General features: G+C 64.8%; 17 protein-coding genes and 1 riboswitch. Of the genes, 9 read left to right on the top strand and 8 right to left on the bottom strand.

Annotated features, from left to right (window positions below; all coding sequences use genetic code 11):
* Nucleotides 1-78 precede the first annotated feature (78 nt).
* Together E8F06_RS12865 and E8F06_RS12870 are read left to right on the top strand one after the other, a co-directional pair.
* On the top strand, nt 79-897 hold the full coding sequence (locus E8F06_RS12865) for a M48 family metallopeptidase (RefSeq protein WP_280367683.1): 819 nt from the start codon (nt 79-81) through the stop codon (nt 895-897).
* A 113-nt stretch (nt 898-1,010) separates the two neighbouring features.
* Nucleotides 1,011-1,994: an NAD-dependent epimerase/dehydratase family protein gene (locus tag E8F06_RS12870; protein ID WP_280367685.1), complete on the top strand. Its 984-nt coding sequence runs from the start codon at nt 1,011-1,013 to the stop codon at nt 1,992-1,994.
* Between the two features lie 29 nt (nt 1,995-2,023).
* Here the strand turns inward: E8F06_RS12870 and E8F06_RS12875 are convergent, their stop codons facing one another.
* The 5 genes from E8F06_RS12875 to E8F06_RS12895 form a co-directional block, all read right to left on the bottom strand.
* Nucleotides 2,024-2,467 carry a ketosteroid isomerase-related protein gene (locus tag E8F06_RS12875; RefSeq protein ID WP_190830680.1) on the bottom strand — a complete coding sequence of 148 codons (444 nt, stop codon included), beginning with the start codon at nt 2,465-2,467 and terminating at the stop codon, nt 2,024-2,026.
* Nucleotides 2,468-2,633: 166 nt separating this feature from the next.
* Nucleotides 2,634-3,215, bottom strand: a complete 582-nt coding sequence (locus E8F06_RS12880) for a TMEM165/GDT1 family protein (RefSeq protein ID WP_280368561.1) — start codon at nt 3,213-3,215, stop codon at nt 2,634-2,636.
* A gap of 31 nt (nt 3,216-3,246) precedes the next feature.
* A riboswitch (yybP-ykoY riboswitch) is annotated at nt 3,247-3,429 on the bottom strand.
* 48 nt (nt 3,430-3,477) lie between these two features.
* Complete coding sequence (locus tag E8F06_RS12885; protein WP_280368563.1) at nt 3,478-4,944, bottom strand: amino acid permease; 1,467 nt, start codon at nt 4,942-4,944, stop codon at nt 3,478-3,480.
* A gap of 97 nt (nt 4,945-5,041) precedes the next feature.
* Complete coding sequence (locus E8F06_RS12890; protein ID WP_280367688.1) at nt 5,042-6,040, bottom strand: class I SAM-dependent methyltransferase; 999 nt, start codon at nt 6,038-6,040, stop codon at nt 5,042-5,044.
* 51 nt (nt 6,041-6,091) lie between these two features.
* Nucleotides 6,092-7,054, bottom strand: coding sequence for a 2-hydroxyacid dehydrogenase (locus tag E8F06_RS12895; RefSeq protein WP_280367690.1), 963 nt, complete (start codon nt 7,052-7,054; stop codon nt 6,092-6,094).
* Nucleotides 7,055-7,135: 81 nt separating this feature from the next.
* Between E8F06_RS12895 and E8F06_RS12900 the strand changes: the two genes are divergently transcribed.
* Nucleotides 7,136-7,765 (top strand): LysE family transporter, encoded by a 630-nt coding sequence (locus tag E8F06_RS12900; RefSeq protein WP_280367692.1) that lies wholly within the window; start codon nt 7,136-7,138, stop codon nt 7,763-7,765.
* 134 nt (nt 7,766-7,899) lie between these two features.
* Here the strand turns inward: E8F06_RS12900 and E8F06_RS12905 are convergent, their stop codons facing one another.
* The gene (locus tag E8F06_RS12905; protein ID WP_280367694.1) at nt 7,900-8,679 is read right to left on the bottom strand and encodes a helix-turn-helix transcriptional regulator; all 780 of its coding nucleotides are present in this window, start codon (nt 8,677-8,679) and stop codon (nt 7,900-7,902) included.
* Between the two features lie 83 nt (nt 8,680-8,762).
* On the opposite strand from E8F06_RS12905, the gene E8F06_RS12910 reads away from it, so the two are divergent.
* A complete protein-coding gene (locus E8F06_RS12910; RefSeq protein WP_280367696.1) occupies nt 8,763-9,947 on the top strand; it encodes an MFS transporter in 1,185 nt (394 codons plus the stop codon).
* A gap of 381 nt (nt 9,948-10,328) precedes the next feature.
* Here the strand turns inward: E8F06_RS12910 and E8F06_RS12915 are convergent, their stop codons facing one another.
* Nucleotides 10,329-11,504 carry an acetyl-CoA C-acyltransferase gene (locus tag E8F06_RS12915; protein WP_280367698.1) on the bottom strand — a complete coding sequence of 392 codons (1,176 nt, stop codon included), beginning with the start codon at nt 11,502-11,504 and terminating at the stop codon, nt 10,329-10,331.
* 180 nt (nt 11,505-11,684) lie between these two features.
* Here E8F06_RS12915 and E8F06_RS12920 point away from each other — a divergent pair, with 180 nt between their 5' ends.
* The 4 genes from E8F06_RS12920 to E8F06_RS12935 all read left to right on the top strand — a co-directional run bounded on the left by E8F06_RS12920 (nt 11,685) and on the right by E8F06_RS12935 (nt 19,878).
* Nucleotides 11,685-13,367 (top strand): fatty acid--CoA ligase, encoded by a 1,683-nt coding sequence (locus tag E8F06_RS12920; protein WP_280367700.1) that lies wholly within the window; start codon nt 11,685-11,687, stop codon nt 13,365-13,367.
* Between the two features lie 273 nt (nt 13,368-13,640).
* Nucleotides 13,641-15,605, top strand: a complete 1,965-nt coding sequence (locus E8F06_RS12925) for a DUF1302 domain-containing protein (RefSeq protein ID WP_280367702.1) — start codon at nt 13,641-13,643, stop codon at nt 15,603-15,605.
* A gap of 31 nt (nt 15,606-15,636) precedes the next feature.
* Complete coding sequence (locus E8F06_RS12930; RefSeq protein ID WP_280367705.1) at nt 15,637-17,004, top strand: DUF1329 domain-containing protein; 1,368 nt, start codon at nt 15,637-15,639, stop codon at nt 17,002-17,004.
* A 153-nt stretch (nt 17,005-17,157) separates the two neighbouring features.
* Nucleotides 17,158-19,878: a LuxR C-terminal-related transcriptional regulator gene (locus E8F06_RS12935; RefSeq protein ID WP_280367707.1), complete on the top strand. Its 2,721-nt coding sequence runs from the start codon at nt 17,158-17,160 to the stop codon at nt 19,876-19,878.
* Here E8F06_RS12935 and E8F06_RS12940 read toward each other — a convergent pair.
* A complete protein-coding gene (locus E8F06_RS12940) occupies nt 19,867-20,727 on the bottom strand; it encodes a hypothetical protein (protein ID WP_280367709.1) in 861 nt (286 codons plus the stop codon). The genes E8F06_RS12935 and E8F06_RS12940 overlap by 12 nt on opposite strands.
* A 90-nt stretch (nt 20,728-20,817) precedes the next feature.
* On the opposite strand from E8F06_RS12940, the gene E8F06_RS12945 reads away from it, so the two are divergent.
* Nucleotides 20,818-21,480, top strand: a complete 663-nt coding sequence (locus tag E8F06_RS12945; RefSeq protein WP_280367710.1) for a TetR/AcrR family transcriptional regulator — start codon at nt 20,818-20,820, stop codon at nt 21,478-21,480.
* The last annotated feature ends 31 nt before the right edge of the window (nt 21,481-21,511 follow it).

Genomic DNA, 21,511 nt, shown 5'->3' on the forward strand with positions numbered 1-21,511 from the left:
TGTCTACATGCGACGCGGTTGCCCGGGTCATGGGCCAGCCGTAGGATTACCGACCTTGCGAAACGATGGAGAGCCACCATGGCCAAGCTGTTTTACCTGTCCGGGCTGACTGCGGCCCTTCTCCTGGCAGGATGCCAGGCCGTCAACACCACCAGCGGCGGAGCGGTTGGCGTCGAACGCAAGCAGTACATGTTCAGCATGCTGTCGACCGGCGAGCTCAACCAGATGTACGCCCAGTCCTATCAGCAGACCTTGAGCGAAGCCCAGCAGAAGGGTGTGCTGGACAAGAACAGCAGCGACGCCCGCCGTGTCGACGCCATCGCCAAGCGTCTGATCGCCCAGACCCCGGCCTTCCGCCCGGACGCGGCGCAGTGGGCCTGGGAAGCCAACGTCATCGACAGCGACGAGCTCAATGCCAACTGCGGCCCGGGCGGCAAGATCATCGTCTACAGCGGCCTGATCGATAAGCTCAAGCTCACCGACGACGAGCTGGCCGCGGTGATGGGCCACGAAATCGCCCACGCCCTGCGCGAGCACAGCCGCGAAGCCATGTCCAAGGCCTATGGCGTGCAGATGGCCAACCAGATCGGCTCCGTGCTGGGCGTCGGCCAGGCCGGCCTGGGGATGGCCAATGCGGGCGTGGAATACCTGATGACCCTGCCCAACAGCCGTTCCAACGAGAACGAGGCCGACCTGATCGGTCTGGAACTGTCCGCGCGCGCCGGCTACGACCCGAACGCCGCCATCACGCTCTGGCAGAAGATGGAGCAGGCAGGCGGCGGCGCGCCGCCGGAGTTCATGAGCACTCACCCGTCCTCCAGCTCGCGCATGTCGTCCTTGCAGGCGGCCATTCCGAAGGTGATGCCGCTGTACCAGCAAGCCAAGGGCCAACGCTGAGGCCACGGTTGCCGGATGCGCCTGCCTGGCATCCCGGCAACCCGCGTTCTAGACTGCTTGCCGCCACCCCGGGCACTCCGGGGCGGCGAATCTCCAACGGATGAGGAGTTGCAGTGAAAATCGCCGTACTTGGAGCAACAGGGCTGCTCGGCCATCACACGGCACGGGCGGTGAAGGCCGCGGGGCACCAGTTGGTGCTGATTCACCGGCCGTCCTCACGGATTGAAAGGCTGTCCTACCTGGAGCCCGAATGCCGGGCCGCCGAACTGCTCGATCATGCGGGCCTGACCCGCGCACTCAGTGGGCTGGACGGTGTGATCTTCTGCGCTGCCAGCTACCCGAAGCGTCCGCGACGCTGGCAGGAAGAAGTCGCCAGCGCCCTCGACGAAACCAACCACTTCTATGCCGCCTGCCTCGCCGCCCACGTACCGCGCATCCTCTACACCGGCGCGGCCATTGCCCTGCCGCGCCACCCCGAAGGCCTGCCCGGCCACGAAGGGCTGTTCTATGAAGGGATGCCACGCTGGAAGAACCCCTATCTGCTGAGCAAGTGGGCCCTGGATGAACAGGCCCGCGAACAGGCGCGCAGCGGTCTGCCGGTGATCATCGGTATTCCCGGCATGTGCCTGGGGGAATTCGACGTCGGCCCCAGTACCGGACGCATCGTCACTGCCATGGCGCAAGGCTGGATGACCCACTACGTACCCGGCCGGCGCAACCTGGTGGATGCCGCTGATGCCGGGCGCGGTCTGTTGCTGGCGCTGGAGAAGGGGCGGGTGGGCGAGCGCTATCTGCTCACCGGGCGGAACATCGAGATGGCCGAGTTGACCGAACGCATTGCCAACCTGCTCGGCGTACAGCCGCCGGAACCCATGCCGCTGGCGCTGGCCAAGGGCATGGCGGTGCTCGGGCGCTTGAGATTCCGGTTGTCGGGCGAACTGCCCAAGCTGAATGACACCGCCATCGCGGTCATGGCGGGCGGACAGTTCCTCGATGGCAGCAAGGCGCGCCACGAGTTGGGCTTCGTCGCCGAAACGCCGCTGGAGGTGACCCTGGAACGCACCATCGCCTGGTTCCGCAGCAACGGCTATCTCTAGGTTCCTTGCGAGAAGCCGTCGAGCGCTGATCAGGGCAGGGCTTTCTCGGCCAGGTGCTGGGTCGAAAGACCGAGCTGGGCGCGGAAGCTTTCCATATCGAACATGGTGCAGATCTCCTGCACTTCACCCAGGCTGTTGAAGGTCCAGAAGGCCATGGCCGAGATGCTCAGCACCTTGTCGCTGGGCGGATAGCCCAGGGCGGGCTTCTGAATGCTGCCGATCAGGGTGCACCAGGTCACCACCTTGTTGCCTTCGGCGATGCATTCCTCGACCACCACTTCCAGGTCCGGCATGGCGTCGCGAATGTTCGCCACCATCTGGCTATAGCCGTTGCTGGTGAAGGGACGGCTGATGAAGGAGCTCTTGTAGAGGAAGTCCTTGCTTTGCAGCTGCTCGGCCAGGGCCAGGCGACCCTTGTTCCATGACAGCTCGATGTGCTGGCGAACCAGCCGCTTCATATCGTCCAATGACACGATGCGCTCCCCTGCGCTTGATCCAGTGCGCCACTTTACCGATTCGGCCGGTGCCGCCATTGGCCGAAATGCCGCCAGTTGGCGGCATGTTCGCGGTCAGAAAAAGGGAGAGCGCTGCGATGCCCGCCCGCTGGATGCGGCGACGGGCATCGTTTCACGCGATCACTCAGAGCATTCCGCTGAGCTTCAGGGCTTCGTAGACGGCGTAGACGGCCAGGGCGGCGAAGGCAGCGGCGGCCAGGCGACGGATCAGTGCCAGCGGCAGGCGATCGGCCGCGAAGTTACCGGCCAGTACCACCGGTACGTTGGCAATCAGCATGCCGAGGGTGGTGCCCATGACGACCATGACGAAATGCGGGTACTGGGCAGCCAACATCACCGTGGCGACCTGGGTCTTGTCGCCCATCTCGGCGAGGAAGAAGGCGATCAGGGTGGTGACGAAGGGGCCGTATTTCTTCAGGCCGGATTCTTCGTCGTCATCGAGCTTGTCCGGGACCAGGGTCCAGGCGGCGACGGCGGCGAAGCAGGCGGCGAGGATCCAGCTCAGGGTGGCGGCGGAGAAGAAGCTGGCGACCCAGGAACCCACGGCACCGGCGGCGAAGTGGTTGGCCAGGGTGGCGACGACGATGCCCCAGATGATCGGCCAGGGCTTGCGGAAGCGGGCGGCGAGGAGAAGCGCGAGCAGCTGCGTCTTGTCGCCGATTTCAGCGAGCGCAACGATCAGGGTCGGGACGAAGAGGGATTCCAGCATCAGGGTTCCTACGGGGGCGGGTCGACTAATCACCATGACACACGCAATCTGCCCGCCCCGGGTCAGGTTGTGTGTGTCATAGGTCTTGTCAAACCGCGGACCTGTCTAGGCAGGTTCTGGGTCGCATGCGCCATGGTCTGTGGACCAAGTGTGTTGACGCACGCCGGGCGAGCAGGGCGCTCGCGGGAGACTACTCCCCTAGGACGGGGCGCATTTTGCACAAGCCGGGTTGCCCCGGCAAGCGCGAATTGTCGGGTGGTCAGTTGTCGCCGCCGCGAACGTCCATCTCCGAGTAACTCACCAGGCGGCTGCCCTTCTTCAGGCGGTAGCCCAGCCAGATGACGAGGAACAGCGGCAGGCTGATGTAGGTGGCGGCGAGGCCAGCCCAGTCGATCTTCTCGCCGAAGAAGGCCTGGTAGTTCTGGCCAAGGGTGATCAGCAGGCACAGGGTGAAGGCGAACAGCGGGCCGAAGGGGAACAGCTTGGCGCGATACGGCAGGTCGGCCAGGCGTCCGCCCTGGGTCAGGTAGCCCTTGCGGAAGCGGTAATGGGAAATGGCGATGCCCAGCCAGGCGATGAAGCCGCACATGCCTGAGGTGTTCAGCAGCCAGGTATAGAGGGTGCTGTCCCCGACGATGGAGGTGAAGAAGCACAGCGCACCGACCAGGGTGGTGGCGTAGAGCGCATTGCGCGGCACGCCGTTGGCGGACAGGCTGGCGAACAGCTTGGGTGCCTTGCCCTGCAGTGCCAGGTTGTAAAGCATGCGGGTGGACGCATACATGCCCGAGTTGCCGGCCGAGAGGATGGCAGTGAGGATCACGGCGTTCATCACGCCGGCGGCAGCAGCGAAGCCGGCACGCTCGAAGAGCAGGGTGAAGGGCGAGACGCTGATGTCGCTGGCATCGTTCTTCAGCAGGGTCGGTTCGGTGTAGGGGATCAGCATGCCGATCACGAAGATCGCCAGGATGTAGAACATCAGGATGCGCCAGAACACCTGGCGGATGGCGATGGGGATGTTCTTCTTCGGGTTTTCCGACTCGCCTGCGGCGATGCCGATCAGCTCGGTGCCCTGGAAGGAGAAGCCGGCGATCATCGCCACCCCGACCATGGCCTGCAGGCCGCCGACGAAGGGCGCATCACCTTGGGTGAAGTTGCTGAAGCCCGGGGATTCGATGCCGCCCATGATGCCGAAGATGGTGGCCAGGCCAATGCCGATGAACACCACGACCGTCACCACCTTGATCAGCGCGAACCAGAACTCGCTCTCGCCGAAGCCCTTAACCGAAACGAAGTTGAGCAGGAACATCAGGCCGAGGAACAGGGCGCTCCAGTAAATGCCCGGTACGTCCGGCAGCCAGAAACTCATGATCAGTTGGGCTGCCACCAGCTCGGCGGCGATGGTTACCGCCCAGTTGTACCAGTAGTTCCAGCCAAGGGCGAAACCGAAGCCATCGTCGACGAATCGGCTGCCATAGGTGCTGAACGAGCCGGAAGCCGGTATGTGCGCGGCCATCTCGCCGAGGCTGGTCATGAGGAAGTAGACCATCAGGCCGATCAGCGCGTAGGCCAGCAGCGCTCCACCGGGACCCGCGGTGGCCACGGTGGCGCCGGAGGCGACGAACAGACCGGTGCCGATGGAGCCGCCAATGGCGATCATGTTCAGGTGGCGGGGTTTGAGGGAGCGGTGCAGCCCATCCTTGGCGGGAGTGGCGCTGGCAGTGTTCAGATCAGTCACAAAAATCTCCAGGTCCCCCGGTCGAAACCGGGGGAGGGCGGCTATCGGGCGCCGCTTGAGTATGGATAAAGGGCCGGGGCCCGCCAGGTCAGGCCCGGCGGGCGCGGTAGATGCGGAAGCCATCGCCCTCGGCGAGGGTCTGGCAAGGGCCGAGATGGTACTCGATAAGCGGCGGGTATTTGAGGAAGCTGTTGGCCACGATGCGCAGCTCGCCACCGGGCAGCAGGTGGTTCCGTGCCTCGCTCAGCAGGTCCTCGCTGGCCTGGTAGTCGGTGTGCACGCCCTGGTGGAACGGGGGATTGCTGACGATAGCGGCAAGCCCTTCGGGAGCACCGTGAATACCATCGGCGGCGATCACATCGCCCTCAAGACCGTTTGCGGCCAGGGTCAGTCGGCTGCTGGCAACGGCGAAGGCATCCACGTCCAGCAGGCTCAACCGGTTCTGTGGATAACGCCGCTTGAGTACTGCGCCGAGCACCCCGGCGCCGCAGCCGAAGTCCAGCAGGTGGCCGCTGGGCAGGCCGTCCAGTTGTGCCAGCAGCAGGGCGCTGCCCCGATCCAGGCGACCGTGGCTGAACACGCCGGGCAGGCTGACCACGTCCAGCGGGCCATCGGCCAGGTCCAGGCGGTAGCGCTGGGCCAGGGCTTCCAGGTCAGGGGCTGCGGGAGCCTGGTCGATGGTCACTTGCCAGAGCTGGCAGTGACGGGCGCTGTCCAGCTTGCGCGGCTTGCCGAATACGGCCAGCTGTTTGGCGGCACGCTCGATGCCGCCGCGTTTCTCGCCGACGAGGAAAAGCTCGCCGCCGGGTAGGCGGGCGGCGAGGGCGGCCAGCAGGTAGTCGGTCAGTTCACGGGACTTGGGCAGGAACAGCACGGCTGCCTCGAAGGCACGCTCCGGCGGCGTGGTGCCGAACTGGCTGCGCCCGGCGAAGCGGCTTTCGAGGGCGGCCTGGTCGCCGGCGTGCCAGCTCCAGCCGCTGGCCTGCGGCAGGGTGCCGAGCAGGTCGTCCGCTGGCAGCCCGGCCAGCAACAGCGGGCGTTGGAACAGTTCGGCCTGTCGAAGCAGGACTTCGCTGCGTGGGTCCATCTGAAGAAGATCCTGATAAAAGCAGCGAATTTTATCAGGGTCTTGTGGGAATTATCCGATGACTCTGACGGGCGATTCCTTGAGCCAGGCCGTGGCGTTCTCGGCAAGCTGCAGGACGATGCGTTGCCGCGCCTCACGGCTGCCCCAGGCGCTGTGCGGGGTGACGATCAGACGCGGGATATCGGCGGCCAGCAGCGGGTTGCCGTCGCGCGGCGGTTCCTGAGTCAGCACGTCAGTGGCGGCGCCCCCCAAGTGGCCGCTTCGCAGGGCGGCGGCCAGGGCCTCTTCGTTCACCAGGCCGCCACGGGCGGTGTTCACCAGCAGGGCGCCAGGTTTCATCAGGGCCAGTTCGGCGGCGCCGAGCATGTCGCGGGTCTGCTCATTGAGCGGGCAGTGCAGGGTAAGGGCATCCACCTGGGGCAGCAGTTCATGCAGTGGCAGGCGGTCCGCACGAGGCGGGCGCCCCGGTAGCTGGCCCAGCAGAACACGCATGCCGAAGGCTTCCGCCAGCCGTGCCACCGCTCCTCCCAGTTCACCGTGACCGAGCAGGCCGAGGGTCTTGCCTTCCAGTTCGAATATCGGGAAATCCAGCAGGCAGAACTGGCTGGACTGCTGCCAGCGGCCGGCGCGTACGGCCGCCTGGTAGTCCGGCAGGCTGGTGGTCAGGGCCAGCAGCAGCGCCAGGGTGTGCTGGGCCACCGAGGGCGTGCCGTAGGCCTGACAGTTGCAGACCGTGATGCGATGGGCGCGTGCCGCATCAAGGTCGATGTTGTTGGCGCCGGTGGCGGCTACCAGGATCAGCTTGAGGTCCGGGCTGGCGGCCATGGCGGCGGCGTCGATGCGGACCTTGTTGCTGATCGCCACCTGGGCGCCGTGCAAGCGTTCGGCGACTTCGTCGGTAGCGGTCTGCGCGTGCAGCTCCAGTTCGCCGAAGGCCTGCCGCAGGGGAGCCAGATCGAGATCGCCGAGGTCGAGGGAAGCGTGATCGAGGAAGACGGCGCGACGGCTGTTCATGCGGGCTGTACCTTTTGCGGGTGCGTTGGAAGGCGTAAGGTTGCCAGCCTAACAGGTCCCGTCACATCCATCGGAGGTCGCATGTACTGGACGGAATTCCTCACCGTTGCCCTGATCCACCTGCTGGCTGTGGCCAGTCCCGGACCTGACTTCGCCATCGTCGTGCGCGAGAGCGTGGCCCACGGGCGCCGCGCCGGCACCTGGACCGCGCTGGGCGTGGGCACGGGCATTTTCGTGCATGTGGCCTATTCGCTGCTGGGCATCGGCCTGATCGTGTCCCAGTCGATCATGCTGTTCAACGCACTGAAATGGGCGGCGGCGGCTTACCTGCTATACATCGGCATCAAGGCCCTGCGCGCCAAGCCTGCCGACCCGGTTGCCGCTGAGGCCGCACTCATGGCCGGCGAGCGCAGCCCGCGCGGAGCCTTCGTCACCGGTTTCGTCACCAACGGCCTGAATCCCAAAGCGACCTTGTTCTTCCTGTCGCTGTTCACCGTGGTCATCAACCCACATACGCCGCTGGCCATCCAGGCTGGTTACGGCGTCTACCTGGCCTTCGCCACCGCCGCCTGGTTCAGCCTGGTGGCGATGCTGTTCAGCCAGCACCGGGTTCGCGCCGGGTTCGCGCGCATGGGGCACTGGTTCGACCGGTTGATGGGCGCGGTGCTGGTGGGGCTGGGCGTGAAGCTCGCTTTTACCGAGCTGAAGTGATTCCGCACAGAGCGAACCTCCGGTCCGCCATTGCCTGTAGGAGCTGGCTTGCCAGCGAATGGCCTCTTTTCGCTAGCAAGCTAGCTCCTACAAGGCTTGCAGACATAGCCAATGAATTCGCCCCAGGGTGACGTTCATTCCTTCTCCAACGTGGCCAACTGACCCAGGCTGGCCACGTACTCCTTCGGGTTTTTCCCCAGCAGGCGTCGGAACATGGCGCTGAAGGCACGGCCGCTGCCGTAACCAAGCTCGGTGGCGACCTGTTGCACGCTCTGTCCGGACAGCAGGCGGGGCAGGGCCTCGGTGAGCCGCAATTGTTGGCGCCAGTCGTTGAAGCTCATCTCCAGTTCGCGGGCGAACAGCCGGGCCAGGGTGCGACTGCTGGCGCCCACCTCCAATCCCCAGTCTTCCAACGTGCGGTCCTGTTCAGGAGCCTGCAGTAGCGCCAGGCAGATGGCCCTCAGCCGTCGGTCCTCCGGCAATGGCAGGTGCAGGGGCATGCGTTCCAGGGCGGCAATTTCAAGGAGCACCAGCCGTTGTACCAAGGTCCGGTGTTCCGCGGTGTCCAGGTCTTCCAGTTGAATGGCGCGCAAGATCAGTTCCCGCAGCAGCGGTGACACCGCCAGCACACAGCAGTCGTCCAGTATCGCGGGGGCGGCCTCGGCGGCGATGAACAGGGTGCGCATCTGCACCTGACCGGCCATGAATATCTGATGCTCCACACCCGGCGGAATCCAGACCGCCTGGGTCGGCGGAATCACCCAGGCGCCGGCTGAGGTGACCAGGCGCATCAGGCCGCGTGCGGCATAGAGGAATTGCGCTTCCTCGTGGCGGTGGCGTTCGACATGGGCGCCGTCCTGATAGTCGCGGGCGACTGCACTCATGCGGCCTTGCTGGTGGAGTCTGATCAGCATGTCCGTTTCGATGACTTCTATGGCAGGTTGAATCTTTCTGGACAACCTAGCATGGCACTTCCAACAACCAGAACAACGCTGCCATGAATCGACCTCGAACCGTCATCCGCTTCATCAACGCCGCCCATGTGATCGACCACATGTTCATGCTGATCTTCCCGGCCGCCGTGCTCGGCATGGGGCGCGATTTCGGCCTGTCCTACGGCGAGCTGATCGGTCTGTCCCTGGGGGGATTCATCGCCTTCGGCGCCTGTTCCCTGCCAGCCGGCTGGCTCGGGGATCGCTGGAGCCGGCGGCAGATGCTACTGCTGTTCTTCGTCGGCATTGGTGCTGCCGCCATCTTCACCGGCCTCAGTACGTCGGTGCCGGCGCTCGTGGCTGGCCTGACCCTGGTGGGCGTGTTCGCCGCCATCTACCACCCCGTGGGGACCGCCATGTTGGTAGCCCACGCCGAGAACCGGGGGCGGGAAATCGGCATCAATGGCATGTGGGGCAACCTGGGCGTCGCCTTCGCCGCCTTGCTCACCGGTTTTCTCACCGCACGTTTCGGCTGGCGCGCCGCGTTCATCCTGCCGGGCGCCGTGGCTTTACTGCTGGGCCTCTGGTTTGCCTGGTGCGTGAAGGATGAAGCCCCACCGGCCCTGGCCGCTGGAGCCAAGCGCATCGGGAGCAGCATGCGCGTGTCGATGCCGCTGGTCTTCGGTGTGCTGGCCCTGGTCACCGCTACCGGTGGCGTGGTGTTCAACGCCTCCACCGTGACCTATCCCAAGCTGTTCCAGGAGCGTCTGCATGACCTCTTCGCTGCACCGGAAACCCTCGGCCTGGTGGTCAGCCTGGCCTATGCCTTCGGCGCCATCGCGCAGTTGCTGATCGGCCGGGTGATCGACCGCGTCAGCCTGAAGGTGCCGTTCGTGCTGCTGACCTTCTTCCAGGCACCGTTGCTGCTGTCGATGGCCTGGGCCGATGGCTGGGTGGTGATCCTGCTGGGCGCGGCCTTCATGTTCGCGGTGTTCGGCCAGGTGACGGTGAACGATTCGATGGTGGCCAACTTCGTCGCGCCGCAGTGGCAGGCGCGGGTATTTGCGTTGCGCTACTTCGTTTCCTTTGGCGCCAGCGCGGCGGCGATCCCGATGATCGCGTTCATCGAGCCGCGGCAGGGGCTGGCAGGGTTGTACCTGGTGCTGACGGCGTTTGCCGTGCTGACCTTCGCGGCGGCGCTGGTGTTTCCGAGAACGCCGGCGCATATCCCGAAGGTGGTGGCGGCCTGAGGCTAGCCTCTTCCGAACGCGGCCCGTCCCGGCCCCCGCCCTGCTCCCCAGCCTGATCGCTTCGCGCTCAGTCGCTCATCGACACAGGAAGCGGTGCTTCCAAAAGCGTGTCTCTTCGCCCCAGAAGAGGAGAGGGGTGACTCGCGCCTGAAACTTCGAGAGATTCTGCCGTTCATCAATGGCCTGGATATGCGACGGGACCAAGGCGCGCTCGGAGTGTCGGCCCCCTCTCCCTGAGGGAGAGGGTTGGGGTGAGGGGGCGATGTAGCTGCGCGGCTCGGTGCATCTACCGGAGATGGCTGCTTTGCGTGTCCATCGCGCGGTGATGGTCCATAAAAAAAGCGCAGCCAAAGCTGCGCTTTTTTCTTCCTGCAACAGCCCTTACAGCAGCTCGATCGCCACCGCAGTCGCTTCACCGCCACCGATGCACAGCGAGGCGATGCCGCGCTTGCCGCCCTTGTTACGCAGGGCGTTGATCAAGGTGATGATGATGCGCGAGCCGGTGGAGCCCACCGGGTGGCCCTGGGCGCAGGCGCCGCCGTAGACGTTGACCTTGGCGTGGTCCAGGCCGTGTTCGCGCATGGCCAGCATGGTCACCATGGCGAAGGCTTCGTTGATCTCGAACAGGTCCACGTCGTCCTTGTTCCAACCGGTTTTCTTGAACAGGTTGGTCATGGCGCCGATGGGGGCGAGGGTGAACTCGGCCGGGTCCTGGCTCTGGGTGGCGTGGCCGACGATCTTCGCCAGGGGCTTGAGGCCACGGCGTTGGGCTTCTTCGGCAGTCATCAGGACCAGCGCGCTGGCGCCGTCGGAGATGGAGCTGGCGTTGGCCGCGGTGATGGTGCCGTCCTTGCGGAAGGCGGGTTTCAGGCCCGGGATCTTGTCCAGGTTGGCGGTCAGCGGTTGCTCGTCGTCCTTCACCACCACCTCACCCTTACGGGTGGTCACGGTGACCGGGACGATCTCGGCGGCCAGCGAGCCATCGGCGATGGCGGCCTGGGCGCGCTTTAGGGATTCGATGGCATAGGCGTCCATCTCCTCACGGGTGACACCGTACTTGTCAGACGTTTCCTGGGCGAAGGAGCCCATCAGGCGGCCGGTGCGGGCATCTTCCAGGCCATCGAGGAACATGTGGTCCTTGATCTCGCCGTGGCCCATACGCAGGCCGGTGCGGGCCTTTTCCAGCACGTAGGGGGCGTTGGACATGCTTTCCATGCCGCCGGCCACCATCACCGAGTTGGTGCCGGCCTTGAGCAGGTCGTGGGCCAGCATCACGGCCTTCATGCCGGAGCCGCAGAGCTTGTTGATGGTGGTGCAGCCGGTGGCGGCAGGCAGGCCGGCGTTCAGGGCCGCCTGGCGGGCCGGGCCCTGCTTGAGGCCGGCGGGCAGCACGTTGCCCATGATCACTTCCTGCACGTCGGCCGGCTGGATGCCGGCGCGGCTGACGGCCTCGCGTATGGCCAGCGCTCCCAGGTCCACGGCGGAAACGCCGGACAGGCTGCCCTGGAAGCCGCCCATGGGTGTACGGGCGCCACTGACGATAACGATATCGGACATCTCGAACCTACCTATGTGGAAAACTGGCCGCGACCGGCCGGAGCCAACGATTCTATCTCGTGACCGAAAAGCTAAAAAGAGTCACTCATCAAATCACTCTTTTGACTGATTTGCGCCTGGACGAGGGCGCCTAAAGTCAGGAACAACAAAAAAGTCCTCCAACCTCACCAGGTGCGCCTCATGCTTCAGACCCGCGTCATCAAGCCCGCCGACAACGCCTACGTCTACCCGCTGCTGATCAAGCGCCTGCTGATGTCCGGCAGCCGCTATGAGAAGACCCGCGAGATCGTCTACCGCGACCGCATCCGCTACAGCTACGCCACTTTCAACGAACGTGTCGCGCGCCTGGCCAACGTGCTCACCGAGGCCGGGGTGAAGGCCGGCGACACCGTCGCCGTGATGGACTGGGACAGTCATCGCTACCTGGAGTGCATGTTCGCCATCCCGATGATCGGCGCCGTGCTGCACACCATCAACATCCGCCTTTCGCCGGACCAGATCCTCTACACCATGAACCACGCCGACGACCGCTTCGTGCTGGTCAACAGCGAGTTCCTGCCGATCTTCAAGTCCATCGGCAGCCAACTGACCACGGTGGAGAAGACGCTGCTGCTCACCGACGGCACCGACCACGACGCCGACCTGCCGAACCTGGTGGGCGAGTACGAGACCCTGCTGGCCGCCGCCAGCCCGAAGTACGACTTCCCTGACTTCGACGAAAACTCGGTGGCCACCACCTTCTACACCACCGGCACCACCGGCAATCCCAAGGGCGTCTACTTCACCCACCGCCAACTGGTGCTGCACACCCTGTCCATGGCCTCCACCATCGGCGCGCTGGACAGCATCCGCCTGATGGGCACCGATGACGTCTACATGCCCATCACGCCGATGTTCCACGTGCATGCCTGGGGCGTGCCCTACGTGGCCACCATGCTCGGGGTGAAGCAGGTCTACCCCGGCCGCTACGAACCGGACATGCTCTGCAAGCTGATCCGTGAGGAGAAGGTGACCTTCTCCCACTGCGTGCCCACCATCCTGCAGATGGTGATGAATGCGCCTACCGCCCAGGGCCACGACTTCGGCGGCCTGAAGATGATCATCGGTGGCAGCGCGCTGAATCGCAGCCTGTACGAAACCGCCAAGTCCCGTGGCATCCAGCTCACCGCCGCCTACGGCATGTCCGAGACCTGCCCGCTGATCTCGGTGGCGCACCTCAATGAAGAGCTGCTGGCCGGCAGCGAGGACGAGCGCATTACCTACCGCATCAAGGCCGGCGTGCCGGTGCCGCTGGTGGAGGCGGCCATCATGGACGCAGATGGCCAGTTCCAGCCGGTGGATGGCGAATCTCAGGGCGAGCTGGTTCTGCGCGCCCCCTGGCTGACCTACGGCTATTTCAACGAAGCGCAGAAGAGCGAGGAGCTCTGGGAGCACGGCTGGCTGCACACCGGGGACGTGGCCACGCTGGACGGCATGGGCTACATCGATATCCGCGACCGCATCAAGGACGTGATCAAGACCGGCGGCGAGTGGATCTCCTCCCTGGAGCTGGAAGACCTCATCAGCCGTCACCCGGCGGTGCGGGAAGTGGCGGTGGTCGGGGTGCCCGATCCGCAGTGGGGTGAACGTCCGTTCGCCCTCGTGGTGGTTCGTGACAATCAGACCCTCGACGCCAAGGTTTTGAAGGAACACCTCAAGCCCTTCGTCGAGCAAGGTCACATCAATAAGTGGGCTATTCCCAGCCAGATCGCCGTTGTTACTGAAATTCCCAAGACCAGCGTGGGCAAACTGGACAAGAAACGCATTCGTGTCGACATCGCCCAATGGCAGGCCACGGGCAGCACATTCCTCTCCGCTCTCTGACCCACCCCGCTTCGCTTCACCTCAGCCCAGGCCGCGCCTTGCGCGGCCTGGGCTTTTCTTTGCGCAGGCAACCAAGCAAACGCTTGGCTTGTTAATTGCTGCTTTCTGAAAATTACTGGCTATCTTTCCTACCGAAGGATCGGACTAGACCGTCGGAAGGTGCGAGCCAGAGTGCCTGGGGGTTCCAAATCACACTTTCGAGGGATCAAGCGCTAATACCCGCTGGCTATAGTCCGCAACCATCAATAACAAAAAACACATGGAGTAGCGTCGATGACAACAACCACAACGTTCTGGCGCCTGGCGAAACTGCCACTGGCTGTCAGCCTCGCTTCCACGCTTGCAGCTCCGGCATTCGGCGTGACGTTCAACATCGGTGAAATCGAAGGTCAGTTCGACTCTTCGCTGTCCGTGGGGGCCAGTTGGTCGATGCGGGGAGCCGACAAGGACCTGATCGGCGTTAACAACGGTGGGGATGGTCTGTCCCAGACCTCCGACGATGGCCACCTGAACTTCAAGAAGGGCGAGACCTTCTCGAAGATCTTCAAAGGCATCCATGACCTCGAACTGAAATACGGCGATACCGGCGTCTTCGTTCGTGGCAAGTACTGGTACGACTTCGAGCTGAAGGACGAGAGCCGTCCGTTCAAGGACATCGAGGAAAGCGGCCGCAAGGAAGGCGCCAAGTCCTCCGGTGCGCAACTGCTCGACGCCTTCGTCTACCACAACTACGACATCGCCGACCTGCCGGGCAGCGTACGCCTGGGCAAGCAGGTGGTGAGTTGGGGTGAAAGCACCTTCATCGGCAACAGCATCAACTCGATCAACCCGGTCGACGTGTCCGCGTTTCGTCGCCCAGGTTCCGAGATCAAGGAAGGCCTGATTCCGGTCAACATGTTCTACGTGTCCCAGAGCCTGACCGACAACCTGTCGGCCGAAGCCTTCTACCAGATCGAGTGGGACCAGACCGTCATCGACAACTGCGGCACCTTCTTCTCCCAGCCGGACGTGGTGGCGGACGGTTGCGATCGGAACCTCGCCGTACTCAGCCCCGCCCTCGGCGCGCTGTCTCCTTTCGCAGCTGCTCAAGGCTTCGGGTATGAAACGACTTCCGAAGGTGTGATTGTCCCCAGGGGCGGGGATCGTGATGCCCGTGACAGCGGCCAATGGGGTACCGCCTTCCGCTACTTCGCCGAGGAGCTTGATACCGAGTTCGGCGCCTACTTCATGAACTACCACAGCCGTGCCCCGATCTTCAGCGGCCGCGGTGCTCCGGCTGCCGCTTTTGCCGCCGCGGGCGCGGCGACTCAAGGATTCGCTGCCTCTCAGGTGGCCGCGCAGTGCGCCGCTCTGGGTGGCGCCTGTGCCAACCCCGCGGTGCTTGCAGCAGTACAGGCGGCGGTGGTGGGCAGCCCTGCCTTCCAACAAGCTGCCAGGGGGCTGGCATCCGCCACAGTTGCAGGTAATAGCCAGTACTTCATCGAGTACCCGGAAGATATCCAGCTCTTTGGCCTGAGCTTCTCCACCACCCTGCCCACCGGCACGGCCTGGAGCGGTGAGGTGAGCTATCGCCCCAACGCTCCGGTGCAGCTGAACACCACCGACATTCTGTTTGCCGGCCTCACTCCGCTGGGTAACCCGAACATATCGGTTCTCTCGGGAAGTCCGGATAGCGATCTCCACGGCTATCGCCGCAAGGAAATCACTCAGTTCCAGACCACCTTCACTCACTTCTTCGATCAGGTGATGGGCGCCAGCCGCCTGACCCTGGTGGGCGAAGTCGGTGTCGTTCACGTGGGCGGCCTGGAGAGCACCACCAAGGCCCGTTACGGCCGCGATCCGGTATTCGGTCCTGGCCCGCTGCCGAACAATACCTGCGTGGCTCTCAATACCGGCACCCTGGGCAGCCCCACGGCTGAAAACGTCAGCAAGTACTGCGAAGACGACGGCTTCGTCACCAGCACCGCCTGGGGTTATCGCATGCGTGCTGTGTGGGACTACAACGACGTGTTCGCCGGCATCAACCTGAAGCCGAACATCGCCTGGTCCCACGACGTCGACGGTTACGGTCCGAACGGCCTGTTCACCGAAGACGCCAAGGCCGTGAGCCTGGGTCTGGATGCCGAGTACCAGAACACCTACACCGCCAGCCTGGCCTACACCGACTTCTTCGGTGGCAAGTACAACACCCTGATTGACCGCGATTTCCTCGCGCTCAGCTTCGGCGTGAACTTCTAAGCGGACTGCAATCTTGAGGAAGACGATGAAAATGAAAACAACAAAGAGTCTGCTGCAAACCGGCGCGCTGGCGCTCTCCCTGCTGGCCACCGGCGTCATGGCGGCCGTATCCGCCGACGAAGCGGCCAAACTGGGCTCCACCCTGACCCCGCTGGGCGCCGAGAAGGCCGGTAACGCCGATGGCTCCATTCCGGAGTGGACCGGTGGTCTGCCGAAGAATGCCGGCACCGCTGATGCCCGTGGCTTCCTGTCGGACCCCTTCGCCAGTGAGCAGCCGCTGTTCACCATCACCGCGCAGAACGTCGACCAGTACAAGGACAAGCTGACCCCCGGCCAGCTGGCGATGTTCAAGCGCTACCCCGACACCTACAAGATGCCGGTGTTCAAGACCCACCGTACCGCCACCGTTCCGGCCGACGTGCTCGAAGCCACCCAGTACAACGCCACCCACACCAAGCTGGTGGAAGGCGGTAACGGTCTGGAAGACTTCCGCACCGCCAACCCCTTCCCGATTCCGAAGGATGGCCTGGAAGCGATCTGGAACCACATCACCCGCTATCGCGGCGGCAGCGTGCGCCGTCTGGTGACTCAGGCGACCCCGCAGCCGAACGGCTCCTACAGCCTGGTGTACTTCCAGGATGAGTTCACCTTCCGCGACAAGCTGAAGGACTACGACGCGAGCAAGCCGAGCAACGTGCTGTTCTACTTCAAGCAGCGCGTGACTGCGCCCTCCCGCCTGGCTGGTAACGTGCTGCTGGTGCACGAGACCCTCAACCAGGTGAAGGAGCCGCGTCTGGCCTGGCTCTACAACGCCGGTCAGCGTCGCGTGCGCCGTGCACCGCAGGTGTCCTACGACGGTCCGGGTACCGCCGCGGACGGTCTTCGTACTTCCGACAACTTCGACATGTACAACGGTGCGCCGGACCGCTACGACTGGAAGCTCGAAGGCAAGAAGGAAATCTACATCCCCTACAACAGCTACAAGCTGGATGGTCCGAACCTGAAGTACGCCGACATCATCAAGGCCGGCCACATCAACCAGGACCTGACCCGCTACGAGCTGCACCGCGTATGGCACGTGGTAGCGACCCTGAAGCCGGGCGAGCGCCACATCTACGCCAAGCGTGACTTCTACATCGACGAAGACACCTGGCAGGCCGCCGCCATCGACCACTACGACGGTCGTGGCACCCTGTGGCGCGTTGCCGAGGCCCATTCCCAGTACTACTACAACCACCAGGTGCCGTGGTACACGCTGGAAAGCCTCTACGACCTGCTGTCCGGCCGTTACCTGGCGCTGGGCATGAAGAACGAGGAGAAGCAGTCCTACGACTTCAGCTACACCGCTGGCGAAAGCGACTACACCCCGGCGGCCCTGCGCCAGGCGGGCGTTCGCTGATACACCTGCAACACCTTGTAGTGAAGCCGGCCTCCGGGCCGGCTTTTCTTTGTCTGTACTTCCTTCCCGGCGGGGCTTCTATTGGGTTCCCCGAACAGCTAGGCTCGTTCGGGTTTGCGCCTCCGCACGCACAACATTCCTAGAAGCTGGGTGATGACCGTACTGACCAGTTCGCGCTCCGTGACGCCGTCCGCCCCATTGGCGGATGCGCGTTTCTTCCGCCCGCCGCGCCCCGCCGGCCATGTTCCGCGTCCGCGACTGTGCGAGCGGCTTGCCGATGGCCTCGACGGCCGCCTGCTGATGCTCAGCGCGCCGGCCGGTTTCGGCAAAAGCTCCCTGGCCATCGAATTCTGCGAAAGCCTGCCCCACGGCTGGCACAGCCTCTGGCTCAGCCTGAGCCGGCGCGACAGCGATCCGGGCCGTTTCCTCGAACGCCTGCTGGACGGCCTGCGCCAGTTCTATCCGGGGCTGGGCGACGAAGCCATGGGGCACCTGAAGATGCGCCAGCGGCACCAGCCGTTCGCCTTCGAGCAGTGGCTGGATGGCCTGCTCGACGAAGTTGCCGAACGCCTCGACGCCAACCAGCCACTGCTGCTGGTGCTGGACGACTACCACCTGGCGCAGAACGCGGTGCTCGACCGCTGCCTGCAATTCCTCCTCAACCACCTGCCCGATGGCTGGGTGCTGCTGGTCACCAGCCGCCAGCGTCCGGACTGGCACCTGGCGCGGCTGCGCCTTTCGCGTCACCTGCTGGAGCTCAACGAACAGGACCTGCGCCTGACCGAAGACGAATGCCTGGCGCTGCTCAGCAGCCAGGGTGCAAGGCTCGAGGGTGAAGAACTGGAAGGTCTGCTGCAGCGCAGCGAAGGCTGGGTCGCTGGCCTGCGCCTGTGGCTGCTCTCCGGTCAGGACGCACCTGCCGGCGCTGGCATGGAGCAGGTTGCCCGGGGCGACGAAAGCCTGATCCGTGAATACCTGCTGGAAGAAGTCATCGAGCGCCAGCCGCCGGAGGTGCAGGCGTTCCTCTTCGAGACCGCGCGCTTCGAGCGCTTCTGTGCCGAACTCTGCGATGCCGTGCGCGAGAGCCACGACAGCGCGGCCATCCTTCGTCACCTGCAGGCCCACCAGATGTTCCTGGTGCCGCTGGACGAACAGGGCCAGTGGTTCCGCTACCACCATCTGTTCTCCGACCTGCTGCGCACGCGCGGCACCACCAGCCTGGCGCCCTCCGGCATGCACCTGCGGGCCTGCCGTTGGTTCAGCGCGCGCGGCCTGCTGGACGAAGCGGTGGAACAGGCGCTGCGCGCCGGCCAGCCCGATGTGGCGGCCTCGCTGGTGCAGAACCTGTCTGAAGAACAACTGCTGGCGAACCAGAACATCGCCATGCTGCTGCGCTGGAAGATGGACCTGCCCGACAGCCTCCTGTCCAGCACACCACGACTGATCGTGCTCTACAGCCTGGCCCTGGGCTTGGCCTGCCAATTGGACGCGGCGGAAGAACTGGCCGGCAACCTGGCGCGCTTCCTTCCGGCGCCGGATGCAGCACAACAACGCAGCCTGCTGGTGCAATGGCAGGCAATCAATGGGCTGATCGCCCGAGGCCGTGGCGACATCGAGCGCGCGGAAAGTTCCTGTACCGAGGCCCTGACTGCGTTGTCGCCGGAAAACTACGGCCAGCGCCATCTCTGCCTATCCCTGCTGGGCAACATCGCCCTGGTGCGCGGCGATCTCTGGCGCGCCCGCGGCCTCAATCGCGAAGCGCTGGAAATGGCCCAGCGCGGCGCCAATCCTCTGTTCGAATCCCTGGTTCATTACGACCGTGCCCGTGTCCTGCAGGTGCGGGGCGAAACCCTGCGTGCCCAGGCCGAAGTGCAGCAGGGCCTGGAGTGTCTGCGCGGTGTGGACGTGCCCAGGGCCTGCGTGGCCCGTGCGCGATTGATGCTCTACCAGGGCTTCCTGCTGTGCATGCGTATGCAGAACCAGGCCGCGCGGGTCAGCCTGCAGGCCGGCATTGCCGAAGCCCGCGCCTGTCGCGACATCAGCCTGTTGATCGGACACTGTGCCCTGGCCGCACTGGAAGGCCGCGAGGGCCGCTTCGCCGCCGCCTTTGCGCAGCTGGCCGAGGCCGAGCGGCTGATGCACATCTGGGACGTGCCGCCGGTCTATTACCTGGCCATGATCACCCTGTCCAAGTGCGAGCTCTGGCTGGCCCAGGGACAGCTGGAGCTGGCCGAGGCCTGGCTGCCGCGTCTGGCGGAAACCTATGCCGGCGAGGGCGCCGCCGCCGCGCCCGAATTCCATCCATTGCTGCCGCTGTGCATCGAACAGCAATCAGCCGCGCTGGCCCGTGCCCAGGGCAAGCTCGCAGAGGCCGAGGCGCGACTGCGCACTCTGCTGGAAAAGGCCGAAGCGCAGGGGATCATGCATGTGGCGCTTGGGGCGCGGCTGCAACTCGTGGGCCTGCTGCGCGCCGGCCGCGAGCGAGAGGCCGCAGCGCTGCTCGAACGCTCCCTGGAAAGCCTGGAAAGCGGTTCCCTGCTGCCGTATCGCGAGCTGCTGGAGCAGCACCCGCAGTGGCTGCGCGAACAACTGGCGACGCACTCGCCAGACGATGTGCGGGAACTGCTCGAACTGCTGCCCGGCGCCGACGTTGTGATGCCGGCGGACGCAGGCGCTGCCGAGGCACTGAGTTCACGTGAGCTGGCGGTGCTGCAGTTGATCGCCCAGGGCTGTTCGAACCAGGAGATCAGCGATCGCCTGTTCATCTCCCTGCACACGGTGAAGAGTCACGCCCGCCACATCAACAGCAAGCTGGGCGTAGAGCGCCGGACCCAGGCCGTAGCCCGGGCCAAGGCCCTCGGCCTACTTCGCTGAAGCGGCCGGCGGTACCGAGAGGTCCAACGCCGGTTGGGCCGGCTTGGCTGGTACCGGCCTGGCCAGTTGGGCGTCCACATCCTGCTGGATGCCGACCAGCACCGGCAGCAGGTCGGCCATGTTGCCGCGCACTTCGCTGTACTGATGCTTGTCGGCCAGTTCACTCACCCGTGCCAGTAGCTGCCCGCGAATGTCGGCCGGCAGGTGCACGAACAGCTCCGGCAACTGCTTGGCCAGTTCAGCGCTGTAGAGCACCAGGTCCTCGCGGTTGAACTGGCGCGTCAGGCCCAGGTAATCCAGCGCGCTGGAGGTCAGCATGGCCGCCGCTGCCTTGGTTTCCTGCAGGCCTTGCAGGCGGATCTGGCTGCTCTGCTCCTTCTCGGAAAGCGTCATCCAGAACTCCACCGTGAGGGTGAAGAGGATGGCCTGCTGGCGCAGCGAATAGGTCATCAGGCCCAGGGCTTCCGCCCCGTAGGGCTGCTGCGCGGCCTTGAAGTCGAAGTACAGGCGCATCAGCTCCTTGAGCTGGAACAGCACGTCACGCGCCTCGTTCTGCCGCAGCTCCAGCGGTGCATAGATGTTCAGCTGTGGCTTGAAGTTGTCTTCGCTGACCATGCGCGTGTAGATCGGGCCGGTGAACTCGCCGCTGCGTCGGGGCAGGGCGTTGACCTGGGTGGTGTCGATTTTCTGCAGGGCCAGGAGCAACTGGTGATAGTCGGCGCTGACCCAGGGCCGCTGGATGTCCGGGATCTTCTGCCCCAGGTAGAACAGCTCGGCGGCCGGCGTGAACCGCGCGAAAACCAGCAAAAGGATGGCCAGCGGCAAGAGCAGGGGGCGTGATAGCGTCATCGGTCTGGACAATCCTGCGGGGGAGGGCCGGCCAAGAGTAGCGATGCCGTGCTGCGCCGTCACCCGCGCCTTGGTTGGGGATGCGGGCCGATGGAAACGAGCGAGCAGGGTGCCGTACGCGCGGTGTTCGAGGACCTGGGGGGCTTCAACGCCGTGCGCCAGCAGGGAGAGGGTGAAGGACCGCTGGTGGGGCACCTGCTACGGGCCAATATCCAGCTCGCGGCCATCCCGGTGTTCGCCCGCAAGGGCATTGCCGAAACCACGGTGAACGACCTGCTGGATGCGGCCAGGGTGTCGCGGCGCACCTTCTACAAATACTTCGCTAACAAGATGGACGTGCTGGAAAGCATCTATCGCACGGCCGTGGTCCTGCTGCTGGCGCGCTTTCGCGAGATGCAGGGCGATGCCGGCAGCGCCGAGGCCTGGCTACGGGGCATGGTGGCGCGCTTCTTCGACTACCACCTGGCCGTGGGGCCCATCATCCGCCTGATGCAGGAAGAAGCCCTGCGCGCTGATTCTCCCCTGGCCAGCCATCGCCAGCGTGCCCACGAGGAAATGGGCCGACTGCTCGCCGAGCGCCTGCACGGCGAGGGCGACGAACGCGATCCGCTGACCTACCGCGCACTGATCTGGGCGATGGAAGCGGCGTCCCTGGAACTGCTGGCCGGTGCGGCGTCGGCGGCACGGATCGAACACGCCAAGACCGTCCTTGGCGATCTGCTGATTTCGGCGCTTTGTCGACGCTCAACCTAGGTTGGGCGCGGCAGGCCGGGCCCCGTGCTGT

Source organism: Pseudomonas sp. BN411, assembly GCF_029871235.1.
Taxonomy (GTDB): domain Bacteria; phylum Pseudomonadota; class Gammaproteobacteria; order Pseudomonadales; family Pseudomonadaceae; genus Metapseudomonas.